This window comes from Lacticaseibacillus saniviri JCM 17471 = DSM 24301 (genome assembly GCF_001311785.1).
Classification (GTDB): Bacteria; Bacillota; Bacilli; order Lactobacillales; family Lactobacillaceae; genus Lacticaseibacillus; species Lacticaseibacillus saniviri.
The window spans coordinates 1-3,559 of sequence record NZ_BBBX01000044.1 but is presented as its reverse complement, the minus strand read 5'-3'; the positions used below and the strand labels follow the sequence as shown (position 1 = coordinate 3,559).

At 41.4% G+C, this 3,559-nt stretch carries 1 protein-coding gene and 4 pseudogenes; 1 reads left to right on the top strand and 4 read right to left on the bottom strand.

The genetic code is table 11. The features are described from left to right. The first annotated feature begins 89 nt into the window (after nucleotides 1-89). Nucleotides 90-878 (top strand): annotated as a pseudogene (locus JCM17471_RS13660) (IS5 family transposase). Between the two features lie 287 nt (nucleotides 879-1,165). On the opposite strand, the gene JCM17471_RS12925 reads toward JCM17471_RS13660, so the two are convergent. The 4 genes and pseudogenes from JCM17471_RS12925 to JCM17471_RS15620 form a co-directional block, all read right to left on the bottom strand. Continuing rightward, nucleotides 1,166-2,074 (bottom strand): magnesium transporter CorA family protein, encoded by a 909-nt coding sequence (locus JCM17471_RS12925; protein ID WP_011178839.1) that lies wholly within the window; start codon nucleotides 2,072-2,074, stop codon nucleotides 1,166-1,168. 155 nt (nucleotides 2,075-2,229) lie between these two features. Then, a pseudogene (locus tag JCM17471_RS12920) lies at nucleotides 2,230-2,490 on the bottom strand (divalent metal cation transporter); the annotation flags it as partial. A 7-nt stretch (nucleotides 2,491-2,497) separates the two neighbouring features. After that, a pseudogene (locus JCM17471_RS13655) lies at nucleotides 2,498-3,293 on the bottom strand (IS5 family transposase). A gap of 30 nt (nucleotides 3,294-3,323) precedes the next feature. Beyond that, a pseudogene (locus JCM17471_RS15620) lies at nucleotides 3,324-3,559 on the bottom strand (hypothetical protein); the annotation flags it as partial.

Here is a 3,559-nt window from a genome sequence, read left to right as displayed (position 1 = left end):
GTTTTTGGCTTAATTTCTGGATTGTGTTTAGAAGCTGTCCAAGATCTATGATTTTTGATATACTTCTATGTAAAAAGCGAGTTTAAGCTATGAAAAATTATCCCAGCAATATTACTCGGCAACAATTTGAATTAGTTCGACCAGCTTTATAAAATTTTCGTAAGCGAACTAAGCCTCGAAAATATGACCTCTACGAGGTCTTCTGTGCGGTCCTATATGTCTTGAAAACCGGTTGCCAATGGCGTCAAGTCCCCGGTGATTTCCCAGAATGGCGGTCAGTTTACAACTATTACAAAATTTGGTCAACTAAAGCTGAACCTACGGCTGATTCTTTATTGGAACAAGTTTTAAAAAAGTTGTCATTGCTCGGCGAACTTACCAAGGACGTTCAGCTTTAACTTCCTTTATTATCGTTGACGCTCAGAGCGTCAAAAACACCGCTACTGCTGAAAACAAAGGTTACGACGCTGGTAAGAAAATCTCGGGGATTAAGCGCCATCTGGCAGTTGATATCAATGGCTTTCCGCAGGCCATTCACATGACGCGAGCGAACGTCTCTGATCGAGACGAGGCCAGTGCAATGATCGCTTTACATGCCATGCATTTACGCCAGGTTCAAAATGTCTTAGTTGATGGTGGTTATTCAGGCGTTAATTTTCAGCTCGATGTAGCCAGTAATTTAAACGCAACCGTGCAGGTTGCGAAGCGAAATGAGTTGCATCGATTCGAAGTCATGCCCCAACGTTGGGTAGTCGAACGATCTTTTAGTTGGCTAGAGAATTGTCGGCGACTTTGGAAAAATTGTGAGCGTCAATTAACCACCAGTCTGCAAATGGTCGTTTTTAGCGTTTTTAGCACTATTACTTAAGAGATTTTAGACAGCTTCTAACACTTTTAGTATAGAAGGGTAATGTTTTTGCTTGGTATTGATTGGGTAAAGAAATGGTAAAAATAAGAGCGCGACAAGACCCGGGTTGACCCCAGAGCATAAGGCAGAAAATCCAGTAGCGAACGGTTTTTGTTCGTTACTGGATTTTTGTCTTATGTGGCCGGGGTCAGGGTCGTCGGAGCGTATTTCAGAAGCCGAAGGGTGCTCAAAATAGCATAACTGCTCAACTATACACATTCCAAAAAGTCCCCCACCCAGCAGCAAGTCACTCACCCATCACATCTTCCGCCAGACCTTCAGCATAATCAGCATCGCCACAATCAAGGCGACAGAAATCCCCAAAGTCAGCATCCAAGCATATTGCATCCCGGCTAACGGGAGTTTCACGTTCATCCCATAGAATCCGGTAATGATCGTTGGCACAGCCATGGTCAGTGACCAAATTGTCAAAAATTTCATTGTATCGTTCAGGTTGTTATTAGCAAGGCTGTTGAAGGTATGATCGATTCGGTCAACGACTTGGGTTTCAATCTCAAACATCCGTTGGACCTGTTCTCCTTCAATTTGCACGTCTTCGAATAAATCAATTTTATCTTGGTCAGCACCGACACCAAAATGGGTCTTTGGCAAACGATCGAGTTCACTGAGATTGGTTTGGACCGCGCTGGATAAAAAGGTCAACGTCTGTTGAAGATATGAAAGTGAAACCAAGTCACTGTTCTTCGTCTTCCGGTTCAACATTTTATCCAAATAGTTGCGTTTCTTGGTAATGCCGCGAGAAATTGGGATAAAGCTGTCAACAACTGTAAACAGTGTTTCCAGAATAAATGCATCGACGCTCTTAACCTCGGGATTATCCAATGCCGAGGAAAGTGCCGTGTTGACTTCAGGTATGTGGCTTTGATTAAACGTGAATAAAACGCCCTTATGGAGCAACATGCCAAATGGCTGGGTAATGTATCTCAGCGCATCTTTGTCGAGGGCATACGGCGCCAGAAAGATGAATAATTGGTCGTCCTCATTGATATCATAAACATAATTAGTACTTTCATCATTATCAGTGACGTACTCAATAATATCTTCATCGATGCCATACTGATCTTCGAGGGTTGCCCGTTCTTCGGCATTGATTTGAATCGTTTCAATCCATTTGGTTCCATTGATTGTCTTTTCGGGTTTGATCATTTAGTAATCCCCCTGTTAGTTATTAACCTCTATTTTAGACTAAAAAAAAGAAGGCGCAGACAAAATTTTTAAATTGTCAACGACTCCCAACTGCTAAACACTTTTATAAAGAATATAACGGAAACCTACTTATTTTTATAAAGGTCTTTAAACGGTTATTTCAGCAAGTCAACCGTCTGGAGAATCAAGTAGATGTTCAAGGTTACCAGCACAATGGTGGCAAACCAAGCAGCGTACTTGACCCAAGTATGATTGGCGAACTCACCCATCAACTTCTTGTTACTGGTGAACATGACCAGTGGGATGATGGCAAACGGTAAAGCAATACTCAGGAACACTTGTGATGCCGTCAGTAATCCTTCAATCTTAGCCTCATTGCCATGATAGTAAATGGCAAAGATCAAAACTGGTGTGAGAAACTGTTTAGTATCTTTTGAGAAGTAACCTGATAAAAGCTAACGAAACCATCATGAGACTAGTGTTGAGCTTACGCTCACAGTTACGCCATAAACGATGATAATTTCCCAACCAACTAAATGAACGTTCAATGAGCACCGTTGGGGGATAACCGAAAATTGGTGTAACTCATTTCTTTAACGACGATTACCTTGGCTGAGGTTAAACTGCTAATCTCATTGGCAAATTTTGGCCGGTATAACCACTATCAACCATCATGTTCGAACCAATTTAAACTGCTCTAAATTAAGGGTGACGAGTGCAATCGCCCCGTCACGATCAGTGATGTTAGCCCGGGTAATATGGATAGCTTGCGGGAATCCATTGATGTCAACGGCTAAATGGCGCTTAATGCCGGAAATTTTCTTGCCACCATCGTAACCCTTATTTTCAGCGGTAGCGGTGTTCTTAATGCTTTGGGCATCTAAAATGACGAACGAAGTTCGGGCTGACCGCCCTTGCCTTAATCGTCGATCAGCGACAATTTTTTTAAAACCTGAGTTAATAAAGCTGGTTTATCAGGGGTGGGGGCTTTTGACCAACTCATCCAATAGTAGTAAACGGTGGACCACTTTGGATAATCAGCCGGCAAATCACGCCAAGTACAGCCATTTTTAAGGACATAGAGCATGGCACAGAAGATATCATAAGGATCAATGTGTTTTGGGTGAGTTCGTTTTCTTGAAGCTTCCAGATCCTGACGGATCAAATCGAATTGTTGCCGAGAAATATCGCTTTGGTAAAGATGACTAAAATGTTGCATATGATCACCAACTTTTTTGACAGTAGTTTATCAAATTATTGGGTCAAAATCAAAGATACTAAACAGCTTCTTAAGAGATTTTAGACAGCTTCTAATAACTAGGCCGATCGTTTTTATTTTCAGGATTGTTTTTGGCTTAATTTCTGGATTGTATTTAGCAAAGTCTTTTAACTGTTTTTGAATTCTTTGTGTAAGCTCTGCTTTACTTTCTTTGTGCTTCCTTTTACTTGATCGCTGTTGAATTATCTTTTGACCCTTACCTCTTC